This is a genomic window from Erwinia sp. 2186, from assembly GCF_057812255.1.
In genome coordinates this window covers 57,079-69,668 of sequence record NZ_JBSZSZ010000001.1, presented here as the reverse complement: position 1 = coordinate 69,668, position 12,590 = coordinate 57,079, and the positions used below count along the sequence as shown (strand labels likewise).

Below are 12,590 nucleotides of genomic sequence, written 5' to 3'. Positions count from 1 at the left end.
TAGGGTGAACGTTACTTTAATAAAATCTTTATGCTTGTGAACTCAAGCTGGTCGGATAATACGATTATTTAGTATCTTTTGCCAGGTTTTTTGAGGCGGCACCCAGTGTTGCGCCGTTGATGTTGTTCACGCTCATGTTATGGTCATTCACGGTCGCCAGTAACACCCGCGTGCGCTCCACATAATCCGGATAGTCCGCATACCGCTTTACGTCGAAATCCGGCATTTTGCACATCCATGCGCTCACCTGTGCGGGCGCCGCCGTCACTTTAACCTGAATATCCGGCGTTGAATTTGCTGATGGCTTGCTGCTGCACGCTGATAACACCGTCAGGCACAGCATGAGCGGCGCAAGCGTCATCAGCCTGGAGCTTAGCCAGCTTAGCGCGCGCTGCCTCACTGTCGGTCTGGTATTGCCGTGCTTTGTCTTCATTAGCTTTGTTCTCCTGGTTTAACTTCTCAGTGCGATGCGCGTATTCATCGCGCTCTGTTTCAGCGACGGCCTTATCGGTCTTTAGCTGCGTCTTTTCCTGCTCAAGGGTGGCTTTGTTAGCTGCGAGAATGTTTATCTGCTGCGCTTGAGTGGTATTGGTCGTGCGCAGGCCTTCTATCCACTGCCAGCCCAGAAACAGCGCCAGTGCCAATGCGGCCACCAGCACCATCTCCACTTTCGTGCGTACAGATAACCCCGTGACTTTCGATACAGCGCCGGTGAGGGTGCCAAGCAGACTCATGATGATCCCTTTTCGAGGATGGCCAGAACGGTTGCCGGGGTGATGGCGCTTACAGCAGAACCTACCGCTGTGCTGCTGATTGATGAGTTAATCAGGGCGACAGAAATAGCCTTGTTGAAAGCGTCCTCAGCTTCGGTAGCGCTGGCCTGCGCTGCCGTCCGGCGTGACTCCAGTGTGTTTATGGCGCTGGTTACGGTCGCCGTCATGGCATCGGCGGCGGTAACTGCCGTTTGCAGCGCGGTGATCTGCTCGTCCGTAAGTGCGATTGCACCGCTTAAAGAGGTGTTGATAGAAGCCATGGCCGCGACGATCGCGCTGGTTGAAAACGCCTGAAGTGCAGAAACCAGAGCGGCTGGTTCGGTGGCGTCACCAATGGCTGCGGAGATAACCAGCTCGCTGGCCACAAGCTTGTTTGCGCGGCAGTAGATATCCCAGCCGTTCGTCAGTTGGATAAGCACGGACGGATCCGCGTACTCGGTGATCATGGCCGCATAGGTGTTTGCATCTTCCGCGGCGTTCGCCAGGTCATCGCTGCAGCTGGCGATCTGGCTTGTGTAGCCGGTCACGGTGGCCGGGTAAACGACGGTCGAAAGCACAGTGCCGGTGAGCGTATCGCTCAGGCTTGCGGCGAGCGTGGCGGCTTCGTTGGCGCTGGTGGCACTGGCGGGTGTTGTCAGCCCACCAGCTGCAGCGAGCGCTTTATAGGCATTGAGTTGATAGGTGCTGGAAAGCATTGTTAACCCACATCAAAAGAGGCATCACCGGTTGTTACGGTTGAGCCACAGGAAACAGGATCGCCCTCGCAAACAACCGCTTTGCCGCCGATGGTGAACCAGGGGCGGGTAGAAACGGCGTTGCCGGGGTGCGTTGATTTGCCATCTGTGTGCGCCGGATAAGCGTTGCCTTCCACCAGCGCACCAATGCCGTTAATCGTGAAGAAATCCACGCATTCGGCTGGTGGGCGCGAGGAAAAGCCGCCGTGCCCGGAACACACAGAGTTTTTCGTGCCTATGCCGGACATTTGCTCGGTTCCCAGCTGATTGGCATCTGGAAAATCTGTTGGTACGCCTCCGGGTAATCGCGATATTGGGCGCGCTTCATATTCACGAAGGCAGGGATAACGAGTGGTGACTGGTCGATCCGCGCACGCACGGTGGCGAACTCCGGATCGTGCTCAAACTGTTGCAGGGCGGTGTTGGTATCGCGACCGATGATAATCAGCTGTTGATGAGGCTGGATGGCTGATTGCAGCAGCAGTAAGAATTCAGGAGTGTACTGATGGGCGTTGTCGACAATGATTGTGTGTTCATTGCAGATAATGTCCTGGATATGGTGCACGGGCAGATCGGAGAACGATGCCCAGTGAATACCCCAATCGGTGTCTTCGTTTGCCCAGAAACCTGTTTCGGTATGGATACTGAAGAGGCTCCAAGCATCAATCATCAGCCATGAGTTGCTTTTTAACATACTCCGGCACTGGCCGAGGGTGTTCCGCTGGGGAGAAATGATAAGCGCACGGTGGTTACGGCGGGCGACGGTACGGTGCAGAGCAAATATCGCCGCTGCGGTGCTTGCGCCGGTGCCTGGAGCATTCAGGATTAGCACGCGCGGGTTAGTCGCTGCAGCATTGAGCATATGCGCCTGAATTTTGCTGATCGCGAGCCCGCTGCACTTTCTGGCGAACTCAACTGGCGACTGAATCTCATCACGGAATTTGCTGAGCATCATCTCGCCCAGGTGGCGGGCGCGGTTTATACCAATGTCATCAGGGCTGTCGGGTGTGGCGCCGGGTAGCAGATTATGGTGAACACTTTCGTAGCATTCTTGCATAGGGGAATCCATAAATGGGGGCAGGCGTCCATTTTATGGAAAGTTGCATCTGGTTCGTCTGGAATAGGTAACTACAAAAAACTCCACTTTTAGCCTTGTTTGGTGGGGATTATTTGCGCATATGAATGTCAATTGTGTAAACTGTACAAAATGTCAGGAGGTGTCTATGCCAGACTTATACCCAATTCCCGGCTTCGGACCAGAAGAGATTCTGGCGATGGCCCAATCTGCTCTCAGGCAGGTTAAAGATTACAATGTTTCCATAAGTTGTGCACACAGCACGCACAGTGAGCGCGCTGAAGTTAGTAATGAGAAGAGTCCCGTATTGGATGCGCTTAATGCTCTTTATGGAGCGCAGGCGCTTTATGGAGAGATTGGCGGTCAAAGCCTCAAGACCACCAAAATTTATGACAATTGTATAGTTAATGTTGACTCTGAGCATGAGCGAGGATGGCGTCACGCGGATTTTAACGTACATCTCACACATATGCAGATGCCGATGTGTGATTTATTAATTTACCCTGAATCATTAAAGTCTGATGACAAGAACTCCGTGGGTGATAAGCGGCTATTAAAGCTCACTGAAAAAATCCACAGAAGATAATTTTAACGTCCCTTTTTGGGACGTTTTCCTATGGGTGTATATCTGTAATGGCAGGACAGAAAAAATATGTATTCAGGGAGCTGGTCAGAGATACAAGCGATCCCATTCAGTTAATTGCCTATGCATTTTATAAAAAGCACAAAGACACAATGGCGGCTGGTTTTGAGCGGGATTATGGGCCTGCCGCTGTGCCTGGTAAGCTTGAGAGCTGGCATGACCTCATTGCAAGTGATCAAACCCACCGTGAGCATTATCTCACTACTGCAAAAACGTTCGTAGCCGTCATAAAAGATGAGATTGAAAATGAGGTACGGCAGGATGTTGCCAATGAACACGGTGCGGCTATAGGTGCACTGACTGCTCAGCATCAGCTGATCGTTGCAGGCCTGAAAGACAAAGTGACTAATGCCGAAAAAAAAGCGCGTGATGAATGGTCCGAAAAAATGTCAACGTGGGCCGTTCAAGAAACCACTCCCAGTAAGTTTACTAAGGGGTTCTTGGTAGCTTCCAAGTATATTGGTGGCACCCTCGCTGCCGCTTTTAGTACGGCTCTTGTGACAGGGTTGATGGTTTTCATTTTAACTTTCTTTAGTCCGACAATTAGTGCGACCGCAAACTCAGTTGCTAAAGGTATTATTGATAAATTACTGCCACCAGACGATCCAAGCGGTTTGGCCATCGATAGCTACACAGTCAAAAAAGACGCCGCTAAACCCGGAACGCCACCTGCCAATGAGAATAAGCCCTGAAACAGGGCTTTTTTTATGTCTGCGGGAACTCAGCCAACACCATTGACCGGAAATGATCTGAATCCTCGCCCACCTGCTGGCGAAGCCGCTCAACGCTTCCCATGGAATATCCCTCCATATCCTGCGCAGCCAGCTTTATCCCTGAAAATTGCTCATCGTCAAATAGCGCCTTAAACGCACCCTGAGCGCTTAGCGGTACTCCGGCGATGATAGATGGTTGATGAGGCCAGATCGTCGCACTGAGACATTCCAGCAGCTCATTTGAGCATTGATGCGCGTTATCCACGTAAACGAATGACAGTGCGTTAGTAACCTTCTGGATTTTGACGTCAGTTAGAGTGTCTGGGTGCACCCATTCGAGCCGGCGATCCGGTGACGCCTTCACCCACACAGCGAACGCATCAAATTGCAGCTGCGCACTGAGTAGCGGCCATTTGGCTATGAGGCGATGCAGCAGCTCACGCGTCATGAGGTGGACCGCAGGATCGGGTGAAAAGATATAAGCGCATCCGGTGCGGATAAACAGAAATCGCCAAACGGCATAGGCCGCACCCAGCATGTACGGGCGGCATTGTTCCGCGTGTGCCAGCGCGATGCGGCTCGGTCCATGGGTGTACGACTCCATCTGCTCTAACACGGGCATGAAAGCCGGATCGAGCTTGAGATCCAGATGGTTCGCGCATGCTTCCTTAAATCCCACGCCATAGAGCTGGCTGGGTTCAGTGGGTGCGGTGTCCTGGTCGAAGTGCTCAAGGACTTTGGCATGTGCACTTTTCACGCCGGGTTTGAACATAGAAATCTTTTTCATCGTGCCTCAGTACGGCCACCAGCTGGTGGCCGGTGGTCGTCAGAGAATGGCAATAATGTCGCTCACATCGCCGCGCGTATCTGCATCGCAGCTGATTGAGCGTCTGGCCGTGAACGTATGCACGTCAAAGCCATGTTTGCGATAAAGCTCTTTGATTGAAGGTGCGCCGCTATTGGTGATAACGATACGCGCGCCGCGCCCGTGAGCAGCAACGCAGGCAATCACCAGTGCTTCCTGATGCTCAAAGTTAAACGCGCCCTGAGCGTAGGACGTGAAACCGTTCTCGCCAGGCATCGGCTCATAAGGCGGGTCGCAGAACACCACATCACCCGCACCGGCGCGCGCTATGGTTTCTTCAAAGGGGCCACAGAAAAACTCACGTTGCTGGGTGCTTGAAACGAAGTCGGCTAGTTCCTGCTCTGGGAAGTAAGGATTTACCTTCTTGCACCAGCCCACGTTAAACAGCCCTTTCTTGTTGTACCTGCACAGCCCGTTAAAGCAGGTGCGCAACAATGCCAGGAAGAGAGCGGCATGACGTGCCGCACTTGCTTCTCTCGCATTAAACTCATTCCTAATAGCTCCGAAATCATTCCGCTCAACCAGCTTACGAGCGCTGCCAATGACTTTATTGGGACGCTCCACTAGCTGGCGGTACAGATTAATCAGGTCCGGGTTAACGTCCGCCAACAGGTAGCTTTTGAACGGCATATTCATGAACACAGATCCGGCACCCACGAACGGCTCTATCAGACGATTACCCTCTGGCAGGTAGGAGGCGATGACATCCAGATACTTGTACTTGCCGCCCGCCCACTTCAGGAAGGGGCGTTGTTTGCCACCCGTTGCAGCGACGGTCGCTGATGCTATTTGTGCTTTCGGCACATCAACCGGGTAGGCAACGCATGGCGCAGAGTCACCTGTTCCCGTTTCGCCAGCCTCAGCAGTGAGCGTATGACACACATCACCCATATCACCGCGACCGTTACGGGCTACGCGCGTCTGAAACCCGTATGCTTCAGTGGGTGGAGAATCCGCGTTTTCGATTTGGGTTTGAGGTAATGCATCCGGACAAACCTCCGGCTTGGCCACATCTGCTACTGCAGTGACTGCCCGTCCGATACGCGCGCCGATCCACTGCATCACCGGAACCGCCATTGAATTACCAATCGCCTTGTAGCGAGGGCCATCAGCCGCCAGGCGGTCAGCCTCATCTTCCGGCATATCAGGATGCATTTTACGAAGGTACGCCAGTTCGTCTGCCTTCAGGGTGTTGCGCTTCTTTTCGGGTATCAATGTCCAGCCATCAGGGAAGCCCTGCAAGCGCTCGCACTCTTTAGGTGTCAGTCGGCGCACATCGAAGCTGGTGAGAACAGTAGGGCATCCCTGACCGGGCTTGCCCCCGCCAGTGGAGAGCGCGCCGGAAATCTGCCCATCGCCGTTTTCTAATCGCACTTCGCCGCGACTGTTTTCTGCAAAAGCCACGTGAGCCACTGCATGGCCATGTGCGGATTGCAGGGTGAAGCCCGGATCACCTTCATTTCCAATCCCGATACCTTCGCGGCTGGAATTGCTGGTGGTAGGTCCGCGCAGCGCCATCAGGGTGCTGATTGGATAGCACTCCAGCGCCACCCCCTGAGTGGCGGCTGTATCGATGGTGTAGCTGGTCCCTTCGTCGTTCCAGCCCTTTCCGTTTTGCGCTTTATCGCGGGAGCTTACATCCTGCAAGGCATAGACAATCGCATTCTCCTGGCCTTGGTTGCGGCCAATGGTGTGCGCATTCTCTACCAACACATCGGGATCTTGCGTGCCGTGAATAGCCACAACAGGTGTGCCGCGCCCGGTGCCATCTTCAGAAGCATCATGCCCTTCAGCAGTCAAGGTGTGGCTCACTTCGCCCGTAGCGCTCTGTACAGCAAACGTCTCGACGTCGAAATCATTACGCTGGCCTTTAGCCGTCAGGCATGCCGCGATTTCGATAGAGCCGGAGCAGTTGCCGCCGCCAAACGCGGCCACCAGCCCGCTGCCGCGTTGGGCAAAGACTTCCTGATTGCTCGCACCGATCCCGCCCGTGTTGTGAGACTGGTTCAGCGTAGGGTGTGGGTTAAGTTCGGAGTCCCAGTGGCTACCATTTCGAGTGCCCTCTGTAGCAGCTGCGGCAACTTGCGCCCCCGGTTTTCTGCTCGGCGGAGAATCCCGGCGCACGCCGTCGAACTCAAAAAGTATTTCTGCGGGATCAATGTCGTTTCGAGCACTTGCGACAACGAACACACGACTGCGGCGTTGGGCCACGCCGAGGTATTGGGCATCAAGGATTCGCCAGGCCACTCGGCGCTGTCGTCCATAAACACAACCCGACTTTGGCCATTTAACGACGTGTGCATTGGCGTCTTTGTTCCAGCGCCAGAACTTGCTGCTTTTGGTTTGTTCAGGTCGCTCACCAGGTGTGAACGGCTCGCTTTCTCCAGCCAGTCCGGCAAGGAGGTATCCAAAGGCGTTGTCTTTAGTGCTGAGACTTCCTGGGACGTTTTCCCAGACGTGGATTGCTGGATCTTTGGCTTCTTCGGCACGTTTTTCGTCGATTGCATTTGCGATATCTACATAGGAGAGGGTGAGCTGGCCGCGTGGGTCTTTAAGGCTTTGCCCTAAGCCTGCGATAGAGAACGCCTGGCACGGTGTGCCGCCTACCAATACATCTGGTGCCGGAGTGATGCCAGCACGCACGGCGGCTGCAATTTTGGTCATGTCGCCCAGGTTAGGCACCTGCGGAAAATGATGATCGAGTACAGCTGCAGGAAACTTTTCGATCTCCGCAAACCATGCCGGCGTCCATCCCAGCGGGTGCCACGCAACGCTTGCCGCTTCGATGCCGCTGCATACCGATCCGTAGGTCATTGCGCCAAATGTCTTGGCTAATGTCGCCTCCATACATTCGCGTACCCATTCAACCGGATCCACATCAGATTCAACTGTGATAGTGGCGGTGCCCGACAGGTTAAGCGGGGGCAGTTCTGGATCGCCGCTGGAATCGACCTCCGGCGCATTGCTTCTGCCGAAATGGACGGCCTTACCATCAAGTGTGAGGCAAATTAATTCGCCTTTTAGCTTTAGCATCAGACGCTATCTCCATATAAATATTGCTTCTGATAGCCACGTAATATCCGGCAGGCTTCGATTTCGTCAGCGGTCAGGGGAGTGCGTCGAAAGGCATGTTCATCCTCGATGCGTTGCAGAAGGCAGTGAATGTAATGCCTGGTCGCAGCATCTCTTTGCATGCCGGAAACTTCCTTAGCGAGCACCAGAAAATCAAGCGTCTCTGCCTTGTTTGTAGGCGCAGCATTGAACCAGGTAGGCATTTCTTTAGAGTTAGTCATGATTACGGCTGTAGACATACCCGTTCCTTAGCGCTTGGCTTCGCCGCCAAGTGCTGCTGTCAGGTTATCTACCAGCGCCACCAGCTCAGCTCCCATTAGGAGAATGTCTGCGCTGGCCCGCAGTGCCACATCTTCGCGGTCAACGTCGTCGTTCTGATCGCGAAGGGAGTCGCTAAACTTAATCCCGGAGATGAAACCGCCATCATCAATCACAAATTGGACACGCTCCTGCCAGTCCAGTGCCAGCTTGGTCACTAGCTTGCCAGCGTCCAGATGCGCGCCGATTTCGTCGCTCTGTAGATCCTGTTTATTGCAGGTGATAATGCCACCAGCCTCAAGAAGGGCTTTGAGCTGTGCACGCTCCCCCATGGTGAAGCCTGCGGGGATCTCGCCTTCTTTAAGCCATGCGGTAAGCGTCAGCTCAATCGGGGTTTCCATGGTGAGGGGGATAACCGGAAGGGATCCAAGCGATTTACGGATGAGCGCCAGCGCGTTCTCTGACTGCTTTGCCGAGGCGTTAATGAAGATGCGACGACCGTCCAGATCGAACAGGACAGCCGTGGTGCCATACCGTGAGAATGCGCGCGGGAGTAAGGTATGCAGCACCTCATCTTTGAGCGAATCCTTTTCGGTCTTCTTGAGCTTGCGGCCCTGTGCAGCCTCCATTTTCTTGATTTTCGCATTGAGCGCTTCCGTGCGGACGTCAGTCGGCAAAAGTTTCGTTTCATGCTTAATCAGCGCCATCATGAAACCGCCCTCACTGTGTACAAGGGGGCCGTCATTGTCGCGGGTAATGGGGCTGATGAAGCCGCTGCGGGCGATATCCTGCGAGCCACAAGGTGTAAACCGGAAGGCTTCGCACTGCTTAAGCACGTCCTCTACATCGAGGGGGATATCGCGGTTAAGGCGGTAGGCAGATAACGAACGGAATTGAGAGAACATCAGCAGCTTTCCCCTTCGATAGTGATGGAGAACTCGAAGATGCCGCTTTCTTCCAAGAACTTGGTCGGATTGTTCATATCAGACCAGTAACGCGGCTGGCCCGCGAACGAGCCAAGGATAAAGTCGGTGCCGTTGGCATCGGTGGCCACCAGCGAGATGAGCTTGCCGTTTTTGAACAGGGTGTAACGCGCGAAACTGTCTTTACGCATTTCCTTGATAAATGCGGTGCGATTCAAGGGAATGCATTTTTCTTGGTTTTTCATGAGTGAATCTCTGGCTAATGTTGTGACATAGTATACTAAATTAATTATTAGCCAGACAGTTTGAAGCGTTACCCCTGTTTTTTTATCCTTTTTGCGCTGTAATTGCCTGCGCAGTAAGGCTCAGCGTACCGCCAGCCTTGAGCGACATATCTCCCGCAGCCTCAACGGCCATGTTGCCAGCCGTTTTTACCGTTGCATCTCCTTCGGAATAAACAAAGAGCGTCAGCTGCGAATTTAGGTAGAGCTGCCCGCCGTCATTCATTCCCAAAGTGGTGCCACTGCTTTTGTGCGTTACTGACCAGCTGCCGGAGGCGTTGCGGATCTCCAGCAAGCCATTGCGATCATAAACAAAGTCCTTTGACGCTGTGACAGTCCCGGCAGTAGGCGCACCATCGATAGATTTCTGCGTATAGGCCGAGCCCTGTCCGGATACTTCAGCGGGAAGGTTAGGCACGCCGCCAGGTGAGTCAGACGCACCGCCCACAATGCGAGGGCGCGTGCTGTCGCCGTTGTAAGGGAAATCGATCCAGACGTAGTCACCGGCCAACAGTGGCCTGTAAGTGCCATCCTCTCCGAGAACACGCTCAGCCCAGGGCAAATTTGCATCAGCGATACTGTCCCAGATGCCCACAATGCGCACAGTCGCCCGAAGCATGCCCTTCGGATCGTCAACATCGACAACTTTTGCACGCTGCGGCCCGTTAATAGCTTCGTTAACTTCCATCGTAAACCTCAGCCAGAATTACCCGGCAGTTGTAGTTGTAGCGATCCTCAACATGGATCACCCGGTCAATAATCATCTTGGTTGGCACCGACTCATCCAGCCCGCTGGTGGTGTTGTACGTGTGCACCAGCACCTTAACCACCAGCCCAGGCGTCAATGCGCTGTTGCCATCAACCTCCATGTCAAACCGTGGGAGCAGGCACATTGTCAGATTGTTGAGCGCCGTCTGATCGTCAACGCTCACCATCTTCACCGGCCAGGTATCTTTACCCGCCGTAAGCATGCCGTTGGTCGCACTGTAGGCCATGTATTTGTACTGCCTGTGCAACAGGTAGCTATCCTGGTCGTTCAGCTTGGCAAAACGGTTAATGCGGTAGGTCGCCTTTGGATTATTTGCCTCATAGGTGATATCCGCTGCTTTATTGCTGAGAGCGGCCATCCCTTTGATGTAAATCGTTCCGCGCGCGGCCCAGCACAACGCCCCGGCCTCCTGCGCCATGCGCGACAACACGGCGGAAGGCTTCTGGCCCATATTCAGGTGATATGTGCCCAGCTTCTTAAAGCTGTCAGAACTGACCGTTAACGAACTGGCCAGCGCGGCGAGCACCACAGAAGGCTGTTTCTTCACAAAGAATTGTGGAGCCACCGCCCGCGCCTTGAGGGTTTTCACCTTCTTGCTGAACGCGATAATGCGCACCATATCGCCCTGATCCGGGGCTTTCAGCACCTCAAAGGTATCCGTCCAGGATTTATTACCGATGCCCTGCGGGTTGCCCATAGAGCAAGTCAGGATCGTGCCCTGTGTGATGCCCAGGGTATCCGTTAAATACCCGGTGCCGTCCCGCACCTCTAACTCCAGCTGAGGGCCGCTGAGGTCTGAGAATTCGATATAGATTGCGCGTGAAATCATCGACCGGGGGATTTCCTGATCGCCTGCTTTAACGGATTGTAAAAAGAGCTGATTACGCTTCTTGTCGCTACTGGTGCTGCTGGTGGTGGTTGCCATCAGACCACCTCTCCATAAGGGTTAGGGAACGTTGGAGGCAGGATGACTGGCGCGGCAGTGGTGTAAGCCACGCCGTTATTGAACACTTCAAAGGAGGTTTTCTGCGGCGTACCCAGCCACGCGGTATAGAGCGGCGCAACGATAGTGATCGGGATGGCTGCAGCATAAACACGATCGTTATTCAGCTGCCCGGACAGGTCTTCGATTATCAGGGCTTTTGGGTCGCGGAAGCTACACTCCAGGGCGATGGGAGAGCCAGCCAGCTGAGACGATGCGGTGAAACGCGTAGAGCCGTAAGCCACATACTGATAGATCCAGCTGGCATAGATGGCCGTCAGTGCGCTGAGCGTTTCTTTCTCGTTGGCGAGCACCATTAGCGTGTAAGTAATTTCCACCGGCATAACGGAGAGCAGCGCAATCGAATTACCGTGTTTGTCCGGTAGCGCACCCGCATTGTATTCAGCAGACATGATGGTCATGTCGTGCGGCTGGAAGCCCGGAGAACGGCCCAGATTTAGCACGGGGAGGGCTTCCGGGTTGACGTCACTGAATGACGTGCTTTCATCATCCCGGCGCCCACCCTTAGCACTGCGCATAGCACGCAGGAAGGTTTCAATGTCGTTGAAAGCCCCGATCTTCAGTTTGTCGCGGGCGCTACGCTTCAGGAACTGTGCCAGAGGCTTCGCGCTCTGGCGTTGGTCGCTCACCTGCACGCCATCGAGCACGGCCAAAATGGCATTCGACAGCGCTGCGTCCACATCGCTGGTGGATGACATTTCGCGCATGCCGTTAGGCGCAAACATTTCACGCACAAAGCGCATCATCAGGTTCTTACTCATCAAGCATTCCCTCATAGCTGCGGCTCGGCACGCAGTAATAAAGCGTACCCACAGCGGCGGTGCCGTAGTTAAATTTGCGGTGCACATACCACCAGCGGCGGATGTGTTCGCCGTTAGCCAGCGCCTCATTCCATTCCAGAATTGTGCCGATGGTGATGTCATGCGCTGCGATACGCAGAATCAACGCGTCATCCTGCACGCCGGTGTTCTCGTCGGTGTCATTCATGGCGTAAAACTCGGCCATCTGATCCGGACAATCCACTATGGCCACCAGCTCAGGATCTGCGTAATGGAGCGTTTCCTGGTTAGGGTCAATTTTCTGGGCGCTGGTGGCTTCATATCCGTCATCACCAATGACCACATCGGTCGTGCTCATTGCCCGGAACATCAACGCATCGAACGCGTCAGGGCTCAGCTGTATGGATTTGATCCAGTCAGCCCGCAGCTGGTCATTGAGGATGGAATGACTATCAAAGCGGGTGCGGAGCGTGGGCGTGGCGGGGCGGTTAGCGATGGCGTCCGGCACAGGGCTATTGTCATCAGTAACGTCCGCGCTTTCATCGCTATCGGCTGCAGCGTCATCGGTGCTTTCCTCATGGGTTACGGTGTCGGCTTCGCCGCTGGTGGAATCAGACTCCAGCTCGGTGGCGTCTGCGGTGGGCGTTGGTAATTCGCTTGCTGGTGCGCTGCTGCCAGTAGCCACAGGAGTAGCCACAGGAG

16 protein-coding genes are annotated in these 12,590 nt (G+C 54.3%); 2 read left to right on the top strand and 14 right to left on the bottom strand.

The features are described from left to right. Window positions 1-64: 64 nt before the first annotated feature. The 5 genes from ACXKZG_RS23355 to ACXKZG_RS23335 all read right to left on the bottom strand — a co-directional run bounded on the left by ACXKZG_RS23355 (window position 65) and on the right by ACXKZG_RS23335 (window position 2,564). Window positions 65-226, bottom strand: coding sequence for a hypothetical protein (locus ACXKZG_RS23355; RefSeq protein WP_488876332.1), 162 nt, complete (start codon window positions 224-226; stop codon window positions 65-67). 43 nt (window positions 227-269) lie between these two features. Further along, window positions 270-734 (bottom strand): hypothetical protein, encoded by a 465-nt coding sequence (locus ACXKZG_RS23350; protein ID WP_488876331.1) that lies wholly within the window; start codon window positions 732-734, stop codon window positions 270-272. Then, window positions 731-1,468, bottom strand: coding sequence for a hypothetical protein (locus ACXKZG_RS23345; protein WP_488876330.1), 738 nt, complete (start codon window positions 1,466-1,468; stop codon window positions 731-733). Before ACXKZG_RS23345 ends, ACXKZG_RS23350 begins: the two co-directional genes overlap by 4 nt. A gap of 2 nt (window positions 1,469-1,470) precedes the next feature. Then, a complete protein-coding gene (locus ACXKZG_RS23340) occupies window positions 1,471-1,680 on the bottom strand; it encodes a PAAR domain-containing protein (protein ID WP_488876329.1) in 210 nt (69 codons plus the stop codon). A gap of 62 nt (window positions 1,681-1,742) precedes the next feature. Continuing rightward, on the bottom strand, window positions 1,743-2,564 hold the full coding sequence (locus tag ACXKZG_RS23335; RefSeq protein ID WP_488876328.1) for a DEAD/DEAH box helicase family protein: 822 nt from the start codon (window positions 2,562-2,564) through the stop codon (window positions 1,743-1,745). Window positions 2,565-2,730: 166 nt separating this feature from the next. Here ACXKZG_RS23335 and ACXKZG_RS23330 point away from each other — a divergent pair, with 166 nt between their 5' ends. Together ACXKZG_RS23330 and ACXKZG_RS23325 are read left to right on the top strand one after the other, a co-directional pair. After that, window positions 2,731-3,168: a hypothetical protein gene (locus ACXKZG_RS23330; protein ID WP_488876327.1), complete on the top strand. Its 438-nt coding sequence runs from the start codon at window positions 2,731-2,733 to the stop codon at window positions 3,166-3,168. Between the two features lie 47 nt (window positions 3,169-3,215). Beyond that, window positions 3,216-3,917, top strand: a complete 702-nt coding sequence (locus ACXKZG_RS23325) for a hypothetical protein (RefSeq protein ID WP_488876326.1) — start codon at window positions 3,216-3,218, stop codon at window positions 3,915-3,917. 13 nt (window positions 3,918-3,930) lie between these two features. On the opposite strand, the gene ACXKZG_RS23320 is transcribed toward ACXKZG_RS23325, so the two are convergent. The 9 genes from ACXKZG_RS23320 to ACXKZG_RS23280 form a co-directional block, all read right to left on the bottom strand. After that, entirely contained in the window at window positions 3,931-4,725 is a 795-nt protein-coding gene (locus tag ACXKZG_RS23320; RefSeq protein ID WP_488876325.1) for a hypothetical protein, read from the bottom strand. Between the two features lie 39 nt (window positions 4,726-4,764). Continuing rightward, window positions 4,765-7,617 carry a class I SAM-dependent DNA methyltransferase gene (locus tag ACXKZG_RS23315; protein WP_488876435.1) on the bottom strand — a complete coding sequence of 951 codons (2,853 nt, stop codon included), beginning with the start codon at window positions 7,615-7,617 and terminating at the stop codon, window positions 4,765-4,767. 218 nt (window positions 7,618-7,835) lie between these two features. Then, window positions 7,836-8,114, bottom strand: coding sequence for a hypothetical protein (locus ACXKZG_RS23310; RefSeq protein ID WP_488876324.1), 279 nt, complete (start codon window positions 8,112-8,114; stop codon window positions 7,836-7,838). A 9-nt stretch (window positions 8,115-8,123) separates the two neighbouring features. Next, window positions 8,124-9,038 (bottom strand): recombination-associated protein RdgC, encoded by a 915-nt coding sequence (rdgC, locus tag ACXKZG_RS23305; protein ID WP_488876323.1) that lies wholly within the window; start codon window positions 9,036-9,038, stop codon window positions 8,124-8,126. Then, a complete protein-coding gene (locus ACXKZG_RS23300; protein WP_488876322.1) occupies window positions 9,038-9,301 on the bottom strand; it encodes a hypothetical protein in 264 nt (87 codons plus the stop codon). The genes rdgC and ACXKZG_RS23300 overlap by 1 nt, the downstream gene beginning before the upstream one ends. An 82-nt stretch (window positions 9,302-9,383) precedes the next feature. After that, complete coding sequence (locus ACXKZG_RS23295) at window positions 9,384-10,025, bottom strand: baseplate protein (protein ID WP_488876321.1); 642 nt, start codon at window positions 10,023-10,025, stop codon at window positions 9,384-9,386. Continuing rightward, window positions 10,015-11,031, bottom strand: a complete 1,017-nt coding sequence (locus ACXKZG_RS23290; protein ID WP_488876320.1) for a phage tail tape measure protein — start codon at window positions 11,029-11,031, stop codon at window positions 10,015-10,017. Before ACXKZG_RS23290 ends, ACXKZG_RS23295 begins: the two co-directional genes overlap by 11 nt. Beyond that, a complete protein-coding gene (locus ACXKZG_RS23285; RefSeq protein WP_488876319.1) occupies window positions 11,031-11,870 on the bottom strand; it encodes a hypothetical protein in 840 nt (279 codons plus the stop codon). Before ACXKZG_RS23285 ends, ACXKZG_RS23290 begins: the two co-directional genes overlap by 1 nt. Further along, window positions 11,863-12,573 carry a phage tail protein gene (locus ACXKZG_RS23280; RefSeq protein ID WP_488876318.1) on the bottom strand — a complete coding sequence of 237 codons (711 nt, stop codon included), beginning with the start codon at window positions 12,571-12,573 and terminating at the stop codon, window positions 11,863-11,865. The genes ACXKZG_RS23285 and ACXKZG_RS23280 overlap by 8 nt, the downstream gene beginning before the upstream one ends. Window positions 12,574-12,590 lie beyond the last annotated feature (17 nt).

What these genes read in the sequence shown, in the direction of transcription:
- ACXKZG_RS23355 (WP_488876332.1), bottom strand. Translation starts at nt 226, where the DNA reads ATGCCGGATTTCGACGTAAAGCGGTATGCGGACTATCCGGATTATGTG.
- ACXKZG_RS23350 (WP_488876331.1), bottom strand. Translation starts at nt 734, where the DNA reads ATGAGTCTGCTTGGCACCCTCACCGGCGCTGTATCGAAAGTCACGGGG.
- ACXKZG_RS23345 (WP_488876330.1), bottom strand. Translation starts at nt 1,468, where the DNA reads ATGCTTTCCAGCACCTATCAACTCAATGCCTATAAAGCGCTCGCTGCA.
- ACXKZG_RS23335 (WP_488876328.1), bottom strand. Translation starts at nt 2,564, where the DNA reads ATGCAAGAATGCTACGAAAGTGTTCACCATAATCTGCTACCCGGCGCC.
- ACXKZG_RS23330 (WP_488876327.1), top strand. Translation starts at nt 2,731, where the DNA reads ATGCCAGACTTATACCCAATTCCCGGCTTCGGACCAGAAGAGATTCTG.
- ACXKZG_RS23325 (WP_488876326.1), top strand. Translation starts at nt 3,216, where the DNA reads ATGGCAGGACAGAAAAAATATGTATTCAGGGAGCTGGTCAGAGATACA.
- ACXKZG_RS23320 (WP_488876325.1), bottom strand. Translation starts at nt 4,725, where the DNA reads ATGAAAAAGATTTCTATGTTCAAACCCGGCGTGAAAAGTGCACATGCC.
- ACXKZG_RS23315 (WP_488876435.1), bottom strand. Translation starts at nt 7,617, where the DNA reads ATGACCTACGGATCGGTATGCAGCGGCATCGAAGCGGCAAGCGTTGCG.
- ACXKZG_RS23310 (WP_488876324.1), bottom strand. Translation starts at nt 8,114, where the DNA reads ATGTCTACAGCCGTAATCATGACTAACTCTAAAGAAATGCCTACCTGG.
- rdgC (WP_488876323.1), bottom strand. Translation starts at nt 9,038, where the DNA reads ATGTTCTCTCAATTCCGTTCGTTATCTGCCTACCGCCTTAACCGCGAT.
- ACXKZG_RS23300 (WP_488876322.1), bottom strand. Translation starts at nt 9,301, where the DNA reads ATGAAAAACCAAGAAAAATGCATTCCCTTGAATCGCACCGCATTTATC.
- ACXKZG_RS23295 (WP_488876321.1), bottom strand. Translation starts at nt 10,025, where the DNA reads ATGGAAGTTAACGAAGCTATTAACGGGCCGCAGCGTGCAAAAGTTGTC.
- ACXKZG_RS23290 (WP_488876320.1), bottom strand. Translation starts at nt 11,031, where the DNA reads ATGGCAACCACCACCAGCAGCACCAGTAGCGACAAGAAGCGTAATCAG.
- ACXKZG_RS23285 (WP_488876319.1), bottom strand. Translation starts at nt 11,870, where the DNA reads ATGAGTAAGAACCTGATGATGCGCTTTGTGCGTGAAATGTTTGCGCCT.